16 protein-coding genes are annotated in these 19,332 nt (G+C 70.0%); 3 read left to right on the forward strand and 13 right to left on the reverse strand.

Going from position 1 to position 19,332, the window contains the following annotated elements; translation table 11 throughout:
- Positions 1–158: 158 nt before the first annotated feature.
- Positions 159–803 (reverse strand): bifunctional DNA primase/polymerase, encoded by a 645-nt coding sequence (locus CXP56_RS06195; protein ID WP_286900326.1) that lies wholly within the window; start codon positions 801–803, stop codon positions 159–161.
- Positions 804–1,177: 374 nt separating this feature from the next.
- On the opposite strand from CXP56_RS06195, the gene CXP56_RS06200 reads away from it, so the two are divergent.
- The 3 genes from CXP56_RS06200 to CXP56_RS06210 all read left to right on the forward strand — a co-directional run bounded on the left by CXP56_RS06200 (position 1,178) and on the right by CXP56_RS06210 (position 6,389).
- Entirely contained in the window at positions 1,178–3,058 is a 1,881-nt protein-coding gene (locus CXP56_RS06200; protein WP_286900328.1) for an AfsR/SARP family transcriptional regulator, read from the forward strand.
- 781 nt (positions 3,059–3,839) lie between these two features.
- Entirely contained in the window at positions 3,840–4,550 is a 711-nt protein-coding gene (locus CXP56_RS06205) for a TetR/AcrR family transcriptional regulator (RefSeq protein WP_084608968.1), read from the forward strand.
- A 537-nt stretch (positions 4,551–5,087) separates the two neighbouring features.
- Positions 5,088–6,389, forward strand: coding sequence for an alpha/beta hydrolase (locus CXP56_RS06210; protein ID WP_286900330.1), 1,302 nt, complete (start codon positions 5,088–5,090; stop codon positions 6,387–6,389).
- Between the two features lie 462 nt (positions 6,390–6,851).
- On the opposite strand, the gene CXP56_RS06215 is transcribed toward CXP56_RS06210, so the two are convergent.
- The 12 genes from CXP56_RS06215 to CXP56_RS06270 form a co-directional block, all read right to left on the reverse strand.
- Complete coding sequence (locus CXP56_RS06215) at positions 6,852–8,087, reverse strand: NAD(P)/FAD-dependent oxidoreductase (RefSeq protein WP_028846713.1); 1,236 nt, start codon at positions 8,085–8,087, stop codon at positions 6,852–6,854.
- A gap of 18 nt (positions 8,088–8,105) precedes the next feature.
- A complete protein-coding gene (locus tag CXP56_RS06220) occupies positions 8,106–8,315 on the reverse strand; it encodes a ferredoxin (protein WP_028846714.1) in 210 nt (69 codons plus the stop codon).
- A 120-nt stretch (positions 8,316–8,435) separates the two neighbouring features.
- Complete coding sequence (locus CXP56_RS06225; RefSeq protein WP_028846715.1) at positions 8,436–9,752, reverse strand: phytoene desaturase family protein; 1,317 nt, start codon at positions 9,750–9,752, stop codon at positions 8,436–8,438.
- A gap of 19 nt (positions 9,753–9,771) precedes the next feature.
- Complete coding sequence (locus CXP56_RS06230) at positions 9,772–10,932, reverse strand: acyl-CoA dehydrogenase family protein (RefSeq protein ID WP_028846716.1); 1,161 nt, start codon at positions 10,930–10,932, stop codon at positions 9,772–9,774.
- A gap of 2 nt (positions 10,933–10,934) precedes the next feature.
- Positions 10,935–12,128, reverse strand: a complete 1,194-nt coding sequence (locus CXP56_RS06235) for an enoyl-CoA hydratase-related protein (RefSeq protein WP_028846717.1) — start codon at positions 12,126–12,128, stop codon at positions 10,935–10,937.
- Between the two features lie 77 nt (positions 12,129–12,205).
- Complete coding sequence (locus CXP56_RS06240) at positions 12,206–13,393, reverse strand: acetyl-CoA acetyltransferase (RefSeq protein ID WP_028846718.1); 1,188 nt, start codon at positions 13,391–13,393, stop codon at positions 12,206–12,208.
- Positions 13,390–14,790 carry an OB-fold domain-containing protein gene (locus CXP56_RS06245; RefSeq protein WP_286900333.1) on the reverse strand — a complete coding sequence of 467 codons (1,401 nt, stop codon included), beginning with the start codon at positions 14,788–14,790 and terminating at the stop codon, positions 13,390–13,392. Before CXP56_RS06245 ends, CXP56_RS06240 begins: the two co-directional genes overlap by 4 nt.
- Positions 14,787–15,998: an acetyl-CoA C-acetyltransferase gene (locus CXP56_RS06250; RefSeq protein WP_286900334.1), complete on the reverse strand. Its 1,212-nt coding sequence runs from the start codon at positions 15,996–15,998 to the stop codon at positions 14,787–14,789. The genes CXP56_RS06245 and CXP56_RS06250 overlap by 4 nt, the downstream gene beginning before the upstream one ends.
- Positions 15,995–17,269: an acetyl-CoA hydrolase/transferase family protein gene (locus tag CXP56_RS06255; protein ID WP_028846721.1), complete on the reverse strand. Its 1,275-nt coding sequence runs from the start codon at positions 17,267–17,269 to the stop codon at positions 15,995–15,997. The genes CXP56_RS06250 and CXP56_RS06255 overlap by 4 nt, the downstream gene beginning before the upstream one ends.
- Positions 17,270–17,273: 4 nt before the next feature.
- Positions 17,274–17,528 carry a hypothetical protein gene (locus CXP56_RS06260; protein ID WP_286900337.1) on the reverse strand — a complete coding sequence of 85 codons (255 nt, stop codon included), beginning with the start codon at positions 17,526–17,528 and terminating at the stop codon, positions 17,274–17,276.
- Between the two features lie 11 nt (positions 17,529–17,539).
- The gene (locus tag CXP56_RS06265; RefSeq protein ID WP_028846723.1) at positions 17,540–18,028 is read right to left on the reverse strand and encodes an aromatic-ring-hydroxylating dioxygenase subunit beta; all 489 of its coding nucleotides are present in this window, start codon (positions 18,026–18,028) and stop codon (positions 17,540–17,542) included.
- Entirely contained in the window at positions 18,025–19,314 is a 1,290-nt protein-coding gene (locus tag CXP56_RS06270; RefSeq protein WP_245566560.1) for an aromatic ring-hydroxylating oxygenase subunit alpha, read from the reverse strand. Before CXP56_RS06270 ends, CXP56_RS06265 begins: the two co-directional genes overlap by 4 nt.
- Between the last annotated feature and the right edge of the window lie 18 nt (positions 19,315–19,332).

Below are 19,332 nucleotides of genomic sequence, written 5' to 3' on the forward strand. Positions count from 1 at the left end.
GTCCCCTGCCCCGGGCCGCAGGCATCGTTCAGGCGCGCCCCAACCTCCGGCGCACGGTCCGGGTCCAGCACGGTGAATCCCGTCTGTGCGCATCGCGATCCTCTGCCTTCGAGGCGCCACCGCCCGGTGGCGCCTTTTGTCGTGCCGTCCGCCCCGATTCAGCGGCGCCTGGCGGTTCGCCGCGCCTGCGCCGCGGCCACCGCGGCCAGGAACGCATCGGCCGCCATCGGCCGCCACCCGGACCGCGCCGGGTGGCACCACCAGCTCACCCGCGCACCGTTGCCGACCAGCGTCGGCGGCGCCGGGATCCACGAACCCGCGGCAAGAGGCCGGATTGCCGGCGGAGCGGTCGAGCGCAGTCGCCGCGCGCCACCCGGTTCGAGCAAGAAATGCGCCGCGCCGCTGTCGGGCCGGAACACGACCGGACCGCCGGCCTTCTGGAACGCCCGGGTGAACAACAGACCGGCCGCCACGGCACCGGCCACCGACACCACGTCGAAGGCGGGACCCACGACCAGCAACACCGACGGTTCCCACTCCTCGTCGACCCCCCACCACTTCGCCACCTGGTGGGGATCGGCGGAGGCGAACGTGCGCGGCACGACCGGACGCAGTCGATGGGCGATCGCGCCGGACCCGCCGACGACGAACCGGCGCCCGTTCCACGCCGCACCGGGCAACACCGGCCATCCCCTGCGCGCGTACTGCAACGCAGCCTCCGCCACGGGCTCGTCCGCCCGCGACAGCAGGACCGTGGCGGCGGCCGCACCGTCGCCACCCACGAACGACGGCTGGCCCGTCACCGGCGATGAGCTTGCCCGGTGGGTGGAATCACGCGAACCCGGCACATCGGCGGCCGCCGTCCGGTGCCGCCATGGCAGTGCAGCCACAGGTGCAACCGTCACCTTGCCTCCCACATCGAACGCGGTCACTTCTCGTTCGCAGCGTGGGTGAAGCCGATCTTCATCGCGCACGTTCGCGATATCCGGCCTGTGCCACGTTCGCGATGTCCGGCCTGTGCGCAGCGGCGAGCCTGCGATCGGCCCGCTTCGATGCGCTGTCGCCCCAACCTCGACCGGTACCGCCAGGTCCCAGGGGTCGACGACGGCGCACGGCACGTCCGGTCCGGTGCCGGCAAGCGAGCGCCGAACACCGACGTCCGGCTGAAGGAGATGCCATGGAGTTCCGAGTCCTCGGCCCGATGGAGGTCCTCTGCGACGGCCGCCCCGTTCCCGTCGGCGGAGCACGGCAACGGGCGGTGCTGGCCGCCATGCTGGCCGACGCCAACCGGGTCGTCTCGGTGGATCGGCTCATCACCGCCGTCTGGGCGGAACACCCACCGCCGACCGCACGGCACCAGATCCGCACCTCGGTCTCCGGCTTGCGCAAGGTGTTCGCCCGCGTCGATGCCGATCGGGAGATCATCGCGACCAAGCCGCCGGGTTACGCGCTGCTGATCGAGCCCGGCGAGCTGGATGCCCAGGACTTCCTGGCCAAGGCGGCCGCGGCCCGCGCCGCCGCCGCGGAAGGCGACCTGGCCGGGGCGGCGGGCACGGCACGCTCGGCACTCGCGCTGTGGCGCGGACCCGCGTGGGACGGCATCCCCGGCGAAGTCGTGCGTGCGGAGGCGACCCGGCTGGAGGAACAGCGGCTCGGGCTGCTGGAGGCCTGCCTGGACTGGGAGCTGGCCCTCGGCCGTCACCACGAAGTGGTCGGCGAACTGATGACGCTGGCTTCCGATCACCCGTTGCGGGAACGGTTCCACTACCTGCTGATGCTGGCGTTGTATCGCGGTGGCAGGCAGGCGCAGGCGCTGGAGGCCTATCAGCGGGCACGGGCGGTGTTCCAGGACGAGCTCGGTCTCGACCCGAGCGAGGAGCTGCAGCAGCTGCAGCAGGCGATCCTCGCGCACGATCCGGGTTTGACGGCCGGCCCGGCACCGGCCCGGGCCGTCGCGACTGCCCGTGAACGCGGCCCCGTCAAGCGGCCACCCGGTCACATCCCGGTGCAACTGCCGCGTGACATCGACGACTTCACCGGACGGGGCGACGAGCTGAAGCGCATCGAGGCGATCATGGGCGCCGAGAACTCCGCCGGCCGAGGCGTCCCGGTCGTGACCCTCACCGGCGCGGGCGGCGTGGGCAAGTCCGCGCTGGCCGTCCGGGCTGCCCACCGTCTCGCCGATCGCTTTCCGGACGGACTGCTGTATGCGGACCTGCACGGCACCGGCAACCACCCGGTGCGTCCCGCCGAGCTGCTGGCCCGCTTCCTGCGCGCGCTGGGCGTGCCCGGATCGGCCGTCCCGGGGTCGCTCGACGAGCGAGCGGAGCTGTATCGCAACCACCTGGCAGGCACGCGCCGGCTCGTCGTGCTCGACGCCGCCGCTGACGAGGCCCAGGTCCGGCCGTTGCTCCCCGGCGGCCCGGGGTGTGCCGTGCTGATCACCAGCCGGTCGCGGTTGACCGCGCTCGCCGGTTCCGAGGTGATCGCGCTGGACGTGCTCGGCACCGCAGACGCCGTCGAGTTCCTGGCCGCGGTCAGTGGCCGCCATGACGACGTGGCACGCGAACCCGAGACCGCAGCAAGGATCGTGGAGCTGTGCGACGGCCTGCCCCTTGCCCTCCGGATCGTCGGGGCGAAGCTGGCCGCGCGGCCGCACTGGCCGCTGTCCCGGATGGCCCATCGGCTGCACGACGAGCAGCGCCGGCTCGACGAACTCACGCACGGCGACCTGAGCGTGCGGCACACCATCGACCTGTCCTACCGCGCACTCGATCCGCGAGCGCAGACGCTGCTGCGGCGGCTGGCCTTGCTGGACGTACCCGACTTCCCGTCCTGGGCGGCCGCGGCGGTACTGGAAACCGGCGACACCGAAGCCGAGGATCTGCTCGACCTGCTCACCGACGCGCAACTGGTGCAGGCCACCGGACGGGATCGAGCCGGGCACGTCCGTTTCCGGTTCCCCGGCCTGGTGCGGCTCCATGCCCGGGAGCGGGCCTACGTGGACGAGCCTGCCGAGCGCGCCGCCACCGTCGAACGTGCGGCGGCTGGTTGCTGAGGCCGTCCCGGTGCACCCATGGCGGTGACGACGGCACCGATCAGCCCCGTGTCGGGCAGGCCGCGGTCACCGGCGCACCGTCGAGGCGTCACGGCCGGGACGGCGCGCCGACATCGTGGACCCCGGATGTCCCGTCATGCGACTCGGGGCGGACAGTGCATGCCGTTCGCGGCCTGCCCCGCCGGAACGCCGTCCTCACATCGGCTGCTGCGCACCGACGCTGACGACCGGCAGCACGCACGCCCACAGCAGCCCTGACGGCGGGACATGCTTCCCAGCCGGCAGCCCGTGGTGTGCGGAAAATGAACGACAACCATTGTCTTCGCCCGGCACGTCAATACTCGAAACGAACCTTCTTCTGCCACCGCAAGCGGACACGCCACCGGACCACAATTCAGCAAATTTCGGTACGAACGCCCTGGCAAACGATCGTGTTCAGTCCTCGAGTCAACCCGGGAAAACGATCGCGTTCACTCCTCGATTCGCCGCTGGCAATCGACGATCGCCCGGCCGTCCGCGCAATTCCGAAGCGGGGCCGCCCCGGCATCCCCGCGTCACCCGAGACGGCCGCCGGACAGTGCGTCGACACGACACTGACCGCACGTACGGTTAAAGAGGCGGAGATCAATGTCTTTCTAATATCACTTAAGGACGACCCGTGTCATTTCCCGAGCGCGCACGACATTACGAATCAGCATGTCGATCACCGCGCCCGGCCGGCCGGGGCACGCTCTCCGGCACGGCACGACGAGGCCGCACGACCACCCGGTAAGATCGATTCGTGCCTAGAAAATCAGCGAGCCGTGAGCCCGAGGAGGTGTCCGGGCCGAAGTCCGCGCGAACGCGCCAGCGGATCCTGGACGCGGCCGCTCACGTGCTCAGCCGCAAAGGCTTCGCAGGCACCCGACTCACCGACGTCGCCGAGGTCGCCCAGCTGCAAGCACCGGCCATCTACTACTACTTCCCGTCCCGGGAAGACCTCATCGAGGAAGTCATGTGGTCGGGGATCGCGAGCATGGCCGACCACGTCCAGCAGCAGCTCGACGCGCTGCCACCGGACACCCCGGCGATCGACCGGATCGAGGTCGCCGTGGAGTCCCACCTGCGCTATCAGTTGGAGATCTCCGACTACACCACCGCGTCCATCCGGAACGCCGGGCAGGTGCCGGAGAACATCCGCGCCCGGTTCAGCACCGAAGCCAACCGGTACGGCGACATCTGGCGCCGCTTGTTCCAGCAAGCGCAAAGAGAAGGTGCCATCCGGCCGGAGCTCGATCTGCGCGCCGCACGCATGCTGGTGCTCGGGGCGCTCAACTGGGCTGCCGAGTGGTGGAACCCCCGCCGGGGCACGCTCGACCAGGTGATTCGCACCGCCAAATCCATCGTTCGCGCGGGCCTGAGCGCCCCTGCCGAAGCAGACGCCGACACGCCCGCGCCTCCGACGCCCCGGGCTCGCAGCCGGGCCAAGAAGTCCGCAGGGGCCGTCGGCTAGCGTCGGCGCACCCGGCTTCTTCGCGGCACAGCGACCACGACATCACAGCGACCACGACATCGCACTCCGGCCTGCCCGCCAGGGGCGCAGCGCCGTGCGACGCCGGGCCGGCGACCGTGCGAGTGCCGTTGGACGGTGACCCGAACGGCCGCCATCCGGCACGGCTTCACTCGCACCCGCAGACCACTCGGTGTGCACCGAGCCCGGAAGCAGGAGCACCCGACGGCAACCTCGGCAGCCATGAACGGCCACCACCCTCGCTGCGGCTGACCGGAAGTACGGCCGGCCCCTCCGGCCATCCCAGCTCACGTGCTTGCCGCCGGGGCGCGGGCAGGCGCCAAGAGGCGTCCCACCACCAGGCGAGACGCTGGAATTTAATTTAGTCTATATTCTACGATGCGTCCACGGCGCGGGGCTGTCCCACGGCGAGCCCATCCCGCGCTGGCGGGCGAAGCTCGCGCCGGAACCGCCACTGCGCATCCCCGGGAGGGCTGGGCTCGCGTATTTCGTCACATTCCGCTCCAACCGAGGAAGCCCATGAGAAAAATAGCTCGAGGCGCCGGCATCCTTGCCGCCGTCGCCGCATTGTTCAGCGCCTTGCTGGCAATTCCGGCCGAAGCTTCGAACGAAACGACCACGTGCCGAGCCGTCGAGGTTCCCTTCACCGTCGCGGGCCAAACCGGCCCCATCGCCGGTACGTTGTGCACACCGCCGGGAGCGAACGTCGTTCAAGTTCTGGTACACGGGTGGACATACGACCAGCACTACTTCGACTGGCCGGTCAAGCCGGAAACGTACTCGTACGCCCGCAGGGCCAATGCGGCAGGCTACGCCACTTTGGCCATCGACCGCCTCGGGGCGGGAGCGTCGCTGCGTCCGCCCAGCCTGTTCACCACGTTCAACAACAATGCGGAGGCATTGCACGCGGTCGTCACCGCGCTCCGTGACGGGTCACTCGGTCAGCGCTTCGACAAGGTGGTGACCGTCGGCCACAGTCTCGGCTCACTGACCGTCGCGCAGGAGGCCGGCCAGTTCAAGGACGTCGACGCCGTCATCACCACCGGCTTCGTGCACACCATCAACTACACCAACGTCATCGCCCGCGTGCTCGGCCGAGACCACCCCGCGATGGGTGACCCCAAGTTCGCCGCGGTGATCAAGGATCCGCTGTACATGACCAGCATCCCGGGGACCCGGGCGTCCTTCTACCACGTACCCAACACCGATCCCGCGGTGATCGAGGCCGACGAACGGCTCAAGGGTGCCGCCAGCCTGGTCGACTTCGCCACCGGAGCCGGGTTCAACGTGGTGAACGTCGATCGGGACCTCGACATCCCGGTCTTGGTCGTCACCGGGGACAAGGACTACTTCTTCTGCGGCCTGGCGTCCATCGACTGCAGCTCCGCACGGGAGCTGATCGAGCACGAACGCCAGTGGTACGGCCCGAACGCCACCATCGAGGCGTACATGCCACCGAACACCGGGCACAACACCGCGTTGGAGAAGACGGCGCCGCAATCGGCCAAGGTGATGATCGACTTCGTGGAACGGCACGTCGGTCATGGCACCGGCGTTCCCGGAACGGCGCCCGGCAAGCGTCCCGCCATACCGAGTCCACCGCCCACCACACCGTCGCCGGCCGCAGCGGTCGTAGCCAAGGCTTTCGAGACGGCAGTGCTTCCGGTGGCGAACGCCTACGTCCAGGCGGTCGAGCACGTGCCAGGGCTGGGCGACACGTCCAACCCGGTACCGGGCGTCGACAAGCTGCTGGCCACGGTGGCCAACACCGCGCACCGGTTCCTCGGCACCTTGCCCGCTGAACTCGTCGGCGCGCCGTAGGCCGCGCACGGCACTCGGCGACCCGGGGCCCGGGTCGCCGGGTTCCCCCTCCCCTTGCGCACTCTGTGGCGCCGGTGGCCGATCCACCGCCGGCGCCACGGGGTGCACCTTGACGAATCAGGCCCGCCCATCGCCATGACAGATTTCGCCCTTGGGCCGACGATGACGGTCGGCTGCAGGCACAAAGGATGGGCAAGACACCTGCAACCGGCGCACGGCGGCCGTACCAGCAGCGTCCGGCAGCCGGTAACCGTGAACGCGGCACCGTGGACCGGATTCTGGGCACATATCCCCTCTTGCCAGCCGCAGCCCCTGAGACTTGCTTCGCGGAACTGCCACCGCGCCCGGTGGCGTAGTGGCACCGACGAGCTGCGAGTCAGCGGCGCGCCTCACGAGCGACACCATGTGCATCGAGACGGCGACATCTGGCGGTCGTTGCGTGGCCGACGGTGCCGATGCCACTCACGCAGGAGCTGCGGCTACCCGGCGTCGTTCGGCGAACGCCAGTGCATCCGCCCAACTCGCGCCCTTCATGATGAGGCCGCGGTACTTCATGATGACGTTCTGACCGTTGATCGCGAGCGCTCCCGCCAGCCGGTCACCTTCCCGGTACAACGCAACGACGCGCCGGTCACGCGCTGGATCACCGGTCACGATCCGGACCTCGTCGGCCGCCGGAACGCCGACGAACTGAATACGACTGTCGTACCAGTCCGACCAGAAGTAGGGCACGGTCCGATAGGCAGTCGCTCGGGCAGGATTCACCGCGTTGCGCGCGGCCACGGCCGCTTGCTCGGCCGCGCTGGTCCAATGCTCCAGGCGCATCGTGCGGTCGAACAGCGGGTTGTGCCAGCGGGCGACGTCGCCGGCCGCGTACACGCCATCCGCTCCCGCCCGCAGGTACTTGTCACAGACCACGCCGTCGTCGATGCGCAGGCCGGAACCCTCCAGCCACGCGGTGGCAGGTGCCGCGCCGACGCCGACCACGACCAGGTCCGCCGCCACGACCGTGCCGTCCGACAACACGACACGCTCGGTCCGGCCGTCACCTTCGATCCGGTCGACCCCGACCCCGCAGCGCAGGTCGGTCCCGTGACGCCGGTGCAGCTCGCCGCACACCGCCCCCATCTCCGCACCGACCGCCCTGGTCAGCGGCGTGGGCGCAGCCTCGACCACGGTGACCGGCAGTCCACGCTTGCGCGCGGCGGAAGCCACTTCCGAGCCGATGAATCCCGCGCCGACCACGACGGTCCTGGCTCCGGCATCGAGTGCCTTCCGCACGGCGACGGCGTCGTCGAGCGTGCGGAGGGTGTGCACTCCGGCCAGCCCCTCCGTGCCGCGCAACGTCCTGGCCGTAGCACCCGTCGCGATCACCAGGGCGTCGTAGTCGAGCACCTCGTCACCGAGGTGGACCTGCTTGTTCGCGACGTCGAGGCCGGTCGCCGCCTTCCCCAGCCGCAGGTCCACCTGCAGGTGCTCGCGCAGATGCCGCTCCGACCGGAACACCGGCGGCTCCGGCGCCTGGCCACCCGGACGGGTGTCCAGGTAGGCCTTCGACAGCGGCGGCCGATCGTACGGCAGGTGCGGCTCCTCCCCCACCAGCGTGATCCGGCCGGTGAAGCCGGCCTTGCGGGCCGCCTCGACCGCGCGCAGGCCCGCCAGCGAGGCGCCGACCACGAGCAAGCTCCGCGGTGACATGTCCACCACCCCGGTCGGTCAGGCCGAGCCGGGCTCGGCCTGATGCAGCCGCAGCGCTTCCGTCGGACACCCCTCCACCGCCGCCTCGACGTCGGCCAGCTGCCCTTCCGGCACCGTGTCGGTCTTGAGCACCAGATCGCCGTTGTCGTCGATCTCGAACACGTCCGGGGCCAGCGATTCGCAGATACCGAGCCCGGTGCACTTGGTTCGGTCCACGGAGATCTTCATGTTCTCTCTCCCGATGACTTGCTTGACGTGACGAGGCGTGACTGAGCTGCACGCCCGGAATGAGGTGAGACGCGGCGAGGCCGGAGGGCACACGCCGGAAGCTTGCGGAATCCGCGTGGCTCAGGCTCGAGCACCGACCGGGTATCGCTGCGTGATCTGGCCGACCACGAGCTTCGCCGTTTCCGCACAGGCGGTCGTGCCGCCGTTGGCGTACTCCTTCACGCCGTCACCGACGTTCCACAAGTTCGGTATGGGGGTGGTGTTCGGCAGGTCGAAGCCGGCGACCGCACGCTGCGGCGGCCAGTCGTCCTTCGTCACCGCCCAGGACAGAATCCGTGCCCGGTCGAAACCGGGGATCTGATCCCGCAGATCGGCCAGCAAAAGTTCCTTCTCCGCCTGCTCGTCGAACGGTCCCACCGACGGTTTCGGCACCGACGTGCCGACGTAGAGGTTCCAGCCTTCCGGGGCCATCTCGGGGCAGGTGTCGGTGAAGTTCGCGACGTAGCACAGCCGGCGCGTCTTGGCGAAACCGAGCATGCCGGGGACGTCGACCAGGCGTTCCCGGCTGGCGAAGTTCACCGTGATCATCGCGCACGGACGATCGCCGCGCCGGACCTGCTGCACGTAGTCGGCGGGCAGGTTCTCCTCCCCCACCAGCCGCACGGTGGCGGCGGGCCCGGCGTCGCTCACGGCGACGCGAGTGGTGACCTCGACTTGCCGCCCGTTGCGATCGACGACGGCCCCGGTGACCTTGCCGTCGGCCACGGTCAGCGCGCGAACCTCGGACGACAGCCAGATCTCGCCGCCTTTGGCGGTGATCACCTCGGCCAGCGAACGCCAGATGCCGATGGTCCCTTCCGGGCAGAAGCCGAACTTCTTGAAGGCGCTCTTGCGCGTGAAGTAGGTCAGGAACACCCGCGCGGGCAGTTCCTCCGACCCCACCGCGAACACCGAGCCGCACATGTTCCGGAAGAGACCGTGCACGTTCTCGTTCTTGGTGAACTTCGCCAGCCAGTCCGCCGTGGACAGCTGGTGTTCCGGGAGGCCGTCGTCACTGCGCGCCGCCCCGATGCCCTTCAGCAGCTTGGCGCCCTGCCGGGTGAGCTTGGTCAGCAGCAGTCCCCAGCCACCGCCGGTGACGTCGATGTCCTTGCCGCCGATGCGGTAGAGGATGGGCGGTTTCGGGCAGCGGACGTCGAATCTCGCGCCGACCTCCTCGAACGTCTGCTGGGTGATCCCGCCGACCTCGATCACGATCGCGCCGTTGTTGACCTTGAAGCCGTCGATGTCGCGGGTGGATGCGCGCCCGCCGAGATACCCGAGGCGTTCGACCACGAGTGTGCGGTAACCGAGGTGGGTCAGCCGGGCCGCCGTGAACAAGCCGCCTGCCCCGGCTCCCACCACGAGTGCGTCGTATGCGTTGTCCGTGCTGGTCATCGGCTCGCCTTTCCGCTCGTCAGTAGGAGTCCGGAAGCCCGAGACTGTGCTGGGCGACGTAGTTGAGCACCATTTCCCTGCTGACCGGCGCGGTCCGCATCAGGCGGACCACGAACCACAGGTCGGCCAGCCCGTACTCGCGCGACAGCCCGTTGCCGCCGTGCGTCTGAATCGCCTGGTCCAGCGCCTTCAGGCCGGCCTCGGCGGCGACGAACTTCGCGACGTTGGCCGCCTCGGCGGCGTCTGCACCGGCGTCGTACAGCTCGGCGGCGCGCATCATGACCAGTCGCGCCGTCTCGACCGCGATGTACGACTCGGCCAGTGGGTGCGCGACCCCTTGATGCGCCCCGATCGGCGTGGACCACACCGTGCGGTGGCGGGCGTACTCGCTGGCTTTGGCCACCGCATACCGTCCGACACCGGTACACAGCGCGGCGGCAAGGATCCGTTCCGGGTTCAGCCCGGCGAAGACCTGCCGCAGCCCGGATCCCGCCTGGCCGATCAAGCTGTCCGGCGCCAGGCGCACCTCGTCGAAGAACACGGTGAACTGACGGTCCGGGGAGGTCAGCGCCGTGTCGATGCGCTGCAGCGTCAGGCCGGGGGCGTCGAGCGGAACGACGAAGAGCGACAGCGCCTTGCGGGTGTCGGTGGCGAGGTCTCCGTCCCGCGCGACCAGCAGCAGGGCATCGCATTCGTCGGCGGCCGAGATGTAGTACTTGCCGCCGGAGACGACCCATCCCGCACCGTCCTTGCGTGCGGTGGTCGCCACGTTGTGGCTGTTGGACCCGGCATCGGGCTCGGTCAGCGCGAACGCCATCTTCCGGGTTCCGTCGGCGATCCCCGGCAACCATGCCGCCTTCATCTCCGGTGAACCGTGAGCGGCCAGGATCGACCCGCAGATCGCGGGCGAGATGACCGGGATGAGCAGCGGCATCCCGTGCGCGGCCAGCTCCTCGACGACGATGGCGAACTCGGTCAGTCCCGCACCCCCGCCGCCGTATTCCTCCGGCAGGTGCACGCCGAGCAGTCCGGCCTGGCCCAGCTCGCTCCACAGCTCGTCGATGTGCTCACCACGGCGAGACCGCTCGGCGTAGTACTCGTGGCCGTACTTGGCCGCGATCTTGGCGGCACTCTCCCGCAGCAAGCGGCGGTCGTCGTTGTCGATGACGAGGCCCGTCATGGTCACCGTCCCCTGAATGTCGGCGTGGATCTGGTACGGAAGGCGGCCACGCCCTCCTGCGCGTCGGCGGTCGCCGCGGTACGCGTGATCGCCTCGGTTTCGGCCGCAAGCTGCTCGGGCAAGGTCGCCGACCACGAACCGGACAACAGCCTGCGCATCTCGGCGTAGGCGGCGGTGGGGCCATCGGCCAGCCGCCGCGCCGCCGCTCGCGCCCGGTCCTCGAGTTCGTCCTCGGCGACGACATGGGTCACCAGCCCCCAGTCGGCGGCTTGCCGGGCGTCGAGCACGCGCTGCTCGAAGTACATCTGCGCGGCGCGCCGGACGCCGATCAGCCGGGGCAGGAACCACGAACTGCCGCCGTCACCGGACAACCCGAGGGCGCCGAACCCGGTGGCGAACTTGGTGCCTTCGGCGGCGAACGCGAGGTCGGCGATGCACACCAGGCCGAGACCACCACCGGCGACCGCCCCGTGCGCTGCGGTGACGATGGGCGCGCGGATCTGGCTGAGGATGCGCAGCGCCTCGTGGTACGGCGTGATCATCCGACGCAACGCCGACGGCAGATCGTCCGGCGCGCAGGCACCGATCTCCTCCAGATCTCCACCCACGGTGAACGCGGGCCCGGCGCCGCTGATGAGCACAGCCCGGACGTCCTGGTCCGCCGCGCACCGCACGGCGGCTTCGTACAGTTCGTCGGCGACCTGCTGGTTCAACGCGTTGCGCACCGCAGCACGATCGATCCTGAACTCACCGAGACCGTCGTCGACGGTGAACCGCACCGTCTCCGATGCGGGGCGGTCCAACACCTCCCGCCACCGCGCACTGTCGGTGAGCTGGACGAGCTCGCGGATGCGGCCGTCGGCGAACGACAGCAAATGCACGAACTCGGCGTCCAGCGCGGCCACACCGTCCCGGGTGCGCCCGCGGTACCGGCCACGAACCAGGAGCCGTCCGTCGTCCAGGCTGCCGAACTCGACGGGCTCGGCGCGCGCGACGAAGCTGGCCCCGATCCGCCCCCAGAACTCGCGACGCATGGCGTCCGGCCCCTGGTAGTGCCCGCCCAGGCCGAGCGGCAGCCCTTCCGTGGTGCGACCGACGAAGCCGGGATGCAGCAGTGCGTCCAGCTCGTCGCGGTCACCCGTCGCCAGCGCCCGGTACAGGCGCTTGGCCAGCTGTTCGGCCGCCGCCCTGTCCACGGTCCTCACCTCCCGGGTTCTAATCTAACGTAAATAAAAATCGATGGCCAGGGTGGTACCCGCACCCGCTCACACGGTCAGCCGAGCTGCCGCCCCACCACCGACACGAACGACACGCAACTGCCGGGCCGGCCGCCGAGGTTGTGCGTCAGCGCCAGCCGAGGCTCGGCGACCTGCCGTCGTCCCGCCTGTCCGCGGAACTGCAGCCAGCACTCGTACAGCATCCGCAGGCCGCTCGCGCCGACCGGATGGCCGAACGACTTCAGCCCTCCGTCCGTGTTCACCGGCAGCCGGCCGCCGAGCTCGAACGCCCCGTCGAGGACGTCCCGCCACGCCCGGCCCCGGTCGGAGAACCCCAGGTCCTCCATCAGCACCACCTCGGTCGGCGTGAAGCAGTCATGCACCTCGGCCAGCGAGAGCTCGTTGCGCGGGTCGGAGATTCCGGCTTGCCGGTAGGCGTCCTGGGCGCTGCGCACGACTTCGGGGAAGGTCGTGTAGTCGTAGTCCGGATCAGCAGCACCGCGCGCCGGCCCGGCGACCAGGGACAGCCCTTTCACGTACATCGGCTGATCGGTGTAGTCCGGCGCTTCCTCGGCACGCACGATCAGCGCGGCCGCCGCCCCGTCGGACACCCCGGAACAGTCGAACACACCCAAGCGGCCGGCGACCTTCGGCGCGGCCTCGATCTTCTCCTTGGTGACCGGAGACCGGAACTGCGCCTTGGGATTCAACGCGCCGTTGTGGTGGTTCTTCCACGCCACGTGAGTCATCGCGGACCGCATGTCGCCCGGGTCGACTCCGTAGCGGGCGCAGTACGCCGGGTCCAGCATGGAGAAGGCGGCGGGCGCGGTCAGGCTCAGCTCCGCGGCGGTGCCGTCCCCCGGCGGGTCCGACCGCAGCAGTCCCGAGTAGCCGGAGTCTTTCAGCTTCTCCACGCCGACGGCCACCACACGGTCGTAGGCGCCCGAGGCCACCGCGTAGCACGCGTTACGGAACGCCTCCGAGCCGGTCGCGCAGTAGTTCTCCACCCTGGTCACCGGCTTGTAGTCGAGCGCCAGGGCCTTGCTCAGGAGCAGCCCGGACTGACCGGACGCGAGCGTGCCGAGCCAGTACGCCTCGACGTCGTCTCGCGTGACCGAAGTGGTGGCGAACAGCTCTTCGAGGGCATCCAGCAGCAGATCTTCCGCAGAACGAGACCAGTGTTCGCCGAACCGGGTACAGCCCATGGCCACCACGGCCACCCTGTCCCGAATGCCTCTGCTCACGCCGCACCTCCCCCGGCGCCGGCGGATCCACCCGGTGGTTCGAGCACCCGCGCCTTCCAGAAGTAGTTGTGCACGCCGCCTGCGGTGAACAAACGGCGGAAGGACAAGCCGACCCGTGTTCCCACGGCCAGGTCACCCGGCCGGGCGTCGGCGACTTCGAGCGGGTAGCGTCCGCCGCCGTCGAAATCGACGATCGCCTCGATCAACGGTGGCGACGGCGAGTACGCCAGCCGATCCACGGTGTACGTCGCGACGGTGCCGGTGGCCCCGGCCAGCGAGCGCCGTTGCATCTCGTCCACCGCACCGCACTCCTTGCACACCCGCACCGGCGGCAGGTGCGTGAACCCGCACCGCGAGCACACACTGCCGGTGAACGCGAACTTCCAATCCACCGCACGTGCGCTCGGCGGCCCCGCCGGCCTGCCGGGTTCCGGTCGGCGTGGTGGTTCTCGTTCTAGCCAGCCGCGCCAGCCGAGATAGGTGGCGTAGGGAACGACGACGCCGTCGTCGAGCTGTTCGGCTACTGTGCGGCGCTGCCGCCCGGCAGGCAGATGATCGGTGGCGCGCAGGGCGAGCGCGTCACATCCGTCGGCGGCCGACAACACCAGGATCGTCTCGCCCGGCTCGGCCCGATCCAGCACCGCAGCCAGGCCGAGCCCGAAGTCCGCCGCCCCGGAATGGCCGATCGGCGTCGTCGACGCCGTGGCGAACGCCCGCATGGCTTGCTTGCGAACCCCTGAATTCGGCGACACCACGACGACGTGATCGGCGCTGTCCAGGCCCGCTGCCGCGAGCGTCGCTTCGGCGGCGTGCCGCACCAACGGCAGATACGTTTCCGCCCCGAACCGCTCCTCCCACTGATCACTCGCCTGCCTGCCGGGCAGTCGCCACCGGTCCAGGATCTCGACCGACCACGACCGTTCCGCGAGCACGTCGGCGATCGGGGCGGCGGAATCCCCGAAGAGCAGGGCGACCGCCCCGTCGCCACCGAAACGTTCGTCCGACGAGCCGGGTCGCCCGGTCCGGACGTCCGCCAGCACGGCCAAGCCGCCGTCCGCCCTCGCCGCTCGCCACGCCGCGAAAGCGGACCGCGCCGAGCCGATGACGTCCGCGGCGAACGTCTCCTGGGGAAGCGCCAGCGCCGCATGGATGGCTGCCGCGTTGGTCTTGTCCAGGTACGCGGGTGACGTGGTGGCGAAATAGATCGCCCGCGGCGTGGCCTGGTGCGTGCACAACAGGCGCGCAGCCGCCTCGACCGCCATGGTCGTGCTGTCTTCGTCGTACGATGCCGCCACCCGCTCGCCTTCGGCAGGGCCGGTCCCGAGCGTGGCCGCGATCTCCGGCAACCGGACACGCGGCCGGGGCAGGTAGGTGGCATACGCGACGAGCCCGGTCACGAGGCGACCCCCTCGAACAGCGCCGCCATCCCCTGGCCACCGCCGATGCACATCGTCTCCAGCGCCAGACGCCCGCCGCGACGCCGGAGTTCGTGCAGCATGGTCGCCAGAATGCGCGCCCCGGTCGCACCGATCGGATGGCCGAGCGAGATGCCCGAGCCGTTGACGTTGAGCCGGTCGTCGATCTCCTCGGGCTTGACTCCCCAGCCCTTGAGCACCCCGAGAACCTGCCCGGCGAACGCCTCGTTGAGCTCGATCAGGTCCAGATCGTCGAACGAGACCCCGGTGCGCTCGAACAGTTTGGCCACCGCAGGCACCGGACCGAGCCCCATCGTGGCCGGCTCGCAGCCCACGGCGGTCCATGCGCGCAGGAATCCGAGCGGTTCCAGGTTCAGCTCGTCGAGCACGTCCTCCGCGACGACCAGGCAGGCCGCGGCGGCGTCGTTCTGCTGGCTGGCGTTGCCCGCCGTGACCGTGCCGCCCGGGATGATCGGGCGCAGCGTGGCGAGGGTTTCCGGCGTCGTGTCCGGCCGGATGCCCTCGTCCTGCGCGAACGTCACCGGCTCGCCGGTGCGCTGCGGCACCTCGACGGGGACGACTTCCTCGGCGAACTTCCCCGCCCGCCATGCCGCGGCGGCCCGCTGGTGGCTGCGGGCGGCGAAGGCATCCGCCTCCTCCCGGGTGATGCCGAAGCGGCCTGCCACGTTCTCGGCGGTCTCGATCATCCCGCTGATCGGCCCGAACCGCCATTCCGGCTGGGATCGTTCCCTGCCCCGGTCGAGCCGGTCGTAGAACGTCACGTTGCCCGACCGCCTGCCCCATCGCAGGTCCGTCGTGTAGTGCTCGATGTTGCTCATGCTCTCCACGCCGCCCGCGACGACCACGTCGGCGTTGCCGGTCTGCACCATCATCGCGGCGGTGACCACCGCCTGCAGGCCGCCGCCGCACCGGCGATCCGTCTGCAACCCCGGCACCTCGATCGGCAATCCCGCGTGCAACGCGACCCACCTGCCGATGCACGGCGCTTCGGAGTTGGCGTAGGACTGCGCGAGCACCACGTCGTCCACCCGCGCCGGATCGAGGCCGGTGCGCCTGACGAGCTCCTTGACGACGACCGCGGCAAGGTCCTCCGCCGGGACCGGCCGCAACGTGCCGCCGAAAGCACCCACGGGTGTGCGCAGCGGGCTGACGATCGCCGCACGTCTCATACCAGCACTCCACTTCGCTCGACAGCTTCCTCCAGCGCCCGGCGGTGATCCGGATGCGCGATCGCCAGCATCCGTTCGTACCGCGAGCGCAACGGCTGACCACGCAGGTCGGCCACCCCGTACTCGGTCACCACCAGGCCGGCATCCGCGCGCGCCGTGCTCACCGGCCCGGACAGCGCGGGCACGATCCGGCTCGTGCTCCCCGCGGTGGACGGCAGCGCCACGATCGGCAACCCGCCCTTGGACCTGGCCGCACCGCGCAGGAAGTCCACCGCACCACCGACGGCTCCGACGTAGTCCCCGGCGACGAGTTCGGCGTTGATCTGCCCGGAAAGGTCGACCTCCACCGCCGAGTTGATGGCGACCAGACGGTCCTGCGCGGCCAGCACCGACAAGTCGTGGGTGTAACCGGTCTCGCGCAGCTGCACCGCGGGGTTGCGGTGCGCGAAGGAGAACAACCGCCGGGTGCCCATCAGCATCCCGCCCACCGACCGGCCCCGGTCCAGGCTCTTGCGCGCGTTGGTGATCACCCCGGCCTCCATCAGGTCGGCCACGGCGTCACTGATCAGTCCCGAGTGCACACCGAGATCACGGCGGTCGGACAGCTGGGCCAGCACGGCATCGGGCAACGCCCCGATCCCGAACTGCAGGGTTGCGCCGTCGTCGATCAACGAGGCCACATTGGCCGCCACACGCTCGACGACCGGGTCGGCCGGCTTGGGTTTCGCCTCCGCGGGCGGCCGGGAGGTGGGCACCACGACGTCCACGTCCTCCGCGGTCAGCCAGCGTGAGCACTGCGTCTGCGGCACCTGATCGTTGATCTCCGCGATGACCACCCGGGCCGTGTCGATCGCCGCCGAGTAATAGTCGTCGCCGAGGCCGAGCGAGTAGCGTCCGTGCGCGTCGGGCGCCGACAGTTGCAGCAGCACCACGTCGGCACGCAACGGGCCGCGGGTCAGCAGGCCCGGCAGCATCGAGTAGTGCACCGGCGTCACGTCCATGGCGCCGGCCCGGACCATGTGCCGGTTGACTCCGCTGCCGCAGTAGGAGACGAAGGAGATCCGGTCGGCGACCTCCGGCTGCACCGTCCCGGTCACCGGGATGCCGACGAAACACCGGATCGGTCCGATGCGGTCGCGCTGCCGCAGCAACGCCGTCGTCAGGGTGACCGGCTCGGCGCAGGCCTGCCCCCAGACCACGGTGTCACCGGGACGGACGAACTCGGCGAAGTCGATCTCCTCCGGCTCGCGCACGATCGCCGGGCGCGTCATGCGCTCATGCTTCCTCTCGCCAGCGGTGCGCCGACGGATCCAGCAGCTGCCGCAAGTGCTCGTCCGGCAGCCAGGCGATCGTCTCCAGCTCCAGCGCGTCGAGGTAACGCACGTGCCCGGTCCGCAGGTCCTCCAGCTTCAACCGGGGCCCGTTGCCCTGGTGATCGACGCTGACCGCGACCTCGGCGAACTCGCTGCCCACGACCTCCGGCTCGGCCGGGCCGATCACCACGCCGCGGCCGTCCTGCTCGTCCGTCATCCGCCCTCCTCCTAGATCAGGAACGACAGCGTGGGCAGCGGCCGGTCCTTGTTCACCAAGCTGACCTTCTTGTAGGCCATGCGGATCTCACCGTCGACCACGCGCAGCTTGTAGGTCAGCCGCCCGGCCCAGAGCTCCATGCCACGGGCGCGGGACTCGACGAGCACGAAGTTCGCCCCCACCACCGTGTCCGATCCCTCGGTGGCGAGGATCTCGACGTTGGAGATCACCCGCCGGAGGTTGGACGGCGGGGACTGCGAGTAGCGTTTGCCGGTGCGCAGCTGCTTGAGCCGGGTCGCGATCCGGCTCCGGTTGTCGTAGATGACCGAGACCTGGCTCCGCGGATCCGCCGCGTCGTCACCGGCGGGCACCCAATAGATGGCGTCGTCGGTCCACAACGCCTCCCAGGCGTCGTAGTCGTGTTCGTCCGCGTACCGCGCCTCGCGGTACAGGAACTGCTCGATCTGCCGCAGGTCCAATGCCGTGCCTGCCGCGGTCACTTCCCGACCTCCATCAGCTTCCTGTAGTGCGCCCAGAAGCCGCGCATCCCGGTCTCGTCGGTGGCGTTCCCGACCCGCAGCCCGCGCTCGTCGAGCCGTTCCCGGTGCACGCCGCGCTTGATCTCGAACCACTCGGGCCGCAGCTGTTCGGCACCCAGCTGGTTCCGCTCGTACATCTCGGTGTCGTCGGCCAGCAGCATGCCCGCCGGTCCCACCGATCCGATCGACTGCGACACCATCCGCCGGTTCAGCTCGGGCGCGCCCTTGAGCTGCACGGCCGTGGCGTGCTGAACGCATTCGTCGACCGCCAGCGGCTGGATCATGAAGACCTGGATCTCCGCGATGAACAGGTTCGGGAAGATCATCACGTGCGGGGCGCCCTCGACGAGGATCTTCTCCGCTTCCTCGCCGTAGACCTCGCGCATCTTCGCGACGTAGTCCGGGACGCGGTCCTCGGTGGTGCCGAACCATCGCATCGGCTGTCCGTGCCGGCGGAACTCCGGGCGCAGGTCGTTCTCGCTGTGCCCGTTGCCCAGGTCGCGGGTCACCGCCACGGACTTCTCGCTGTACAGCGCGCCGATGGGGCTGCCGGTGACGCTGAAGATCGAGCCGTGCACGAACTGCGGGTGGTAGCCGTCGGTCTCGTTCTCCACCAGCAGCTTCCAGTTGGCCCTCGTCCGGTGCTTGAGCCATCCGGCGGTCAGTTCGACCTCGCCCTCGGGCGACAGCCGGCACAACCGGTCGATCTCCCCTGCGGCGTGACCGAGGTGTTCGCGCAGCGTAGGACCGTCGTCGGCCAGGCTGGCGAAGACGAAGCCCCGGTAGGAGTCCACTCGCGCAGCCCTGGCCATCCCCTGCTTGAGCTTCCCGCGACCGCCGTAGCCCTGGTGGTACGGGTAGCCGAGCAGTTCGCCGTCGTTGCGGAAGGTCCAACCGTGGTACGGGCAGCGGAACGAGTTCGAGTGGCCGCGCTCGTCCTCGCACACCAGATTGCCGCGATGCGGGCACCGGTTGAGCAGCACATGGACCCTGCCGTCACGGTCCCGTGTCATCACCACGTCCTGCGGCCCGATGCTCTTGCGCACGTAATCGCCGGGCTGCCGCACCTCGCTCTCGTGCCCCACGAACACCCACGTGCGGTACCAGATCCGCGCCAGTTCCTCGGCGAAGATCCGGGGATCGGTGTAGAGGCTGCCGTGCACCCGGTCCGGCTGGATCAGCGCCGCGTAGTCGGGGCGATCGGTGGCAGCCGGTGGCATCGCTGTCTGCGACACTGTGGCAGTCACGCTGCACACTCCTTCGCT

This window comes from Thermocrispum sp. (assembly GCF_002919275.1).
Lineage (GTDB): Bacteria > Actinomycetota > Actinomycetes > Mycobacteriales > Pseudonocardiaceae > Thermocrispum > Thermocrispum agreste.